Genomic DNA, 295 nt, shown 5'->3' with positions numbered 1-295 from the left:
GTCACGGTGCGGGGGCGGCTGGGGTTTCGGGACTGGTTGCTGGAAGATCTGTTGTTCACCAATTCAGAAGGCGAGGGCATCCCGGCCCGTTTCCTGCGTCCCGCCGATGGTCATCCGCCGGTTCCGGCGCTGATCTATGCCCATGCGCACGGCAACCGCTATGAGATGGGCCGGGACGAGCTGACCGAGGGGCGCCCGGCGCTGGTCGGGCCATATGCGCCGGATCTGCAACAATTGGGGATTGCGGCGCTCTGTCTTGAAATGCCCTGTTTCGGCGCGCGGCAGCATCCGGCCG

General features: G+C 66.1%; 1 pseudogene. It reads left to right on the top strand.

Annotated elements, in window-relative coordinates:
- Positions 1-36 precede the first annotated feature (36 nt).
- Positions 37-295 (top strand): annotated as a pseudogene (locus tag Q4528_RS13415) (alpha/beta hydrolase); the annotation flags it as partial.

This window comes from Staphylococcus pasteuri (assembly GCF_030547725.1).
GTDB classification, from domain to species: domain Bacteria; phylum Bacillota; class Bacilli; order Staphylococcales; family Staphylococcaceae; genus Staphylococcus; species Staphylococcus pasteuri.
The sequence above is the reverse complement of the archived record's forward strand: the minus strand, read 5'-3'. Positions and strand labels throughout refer to the sequence as shown.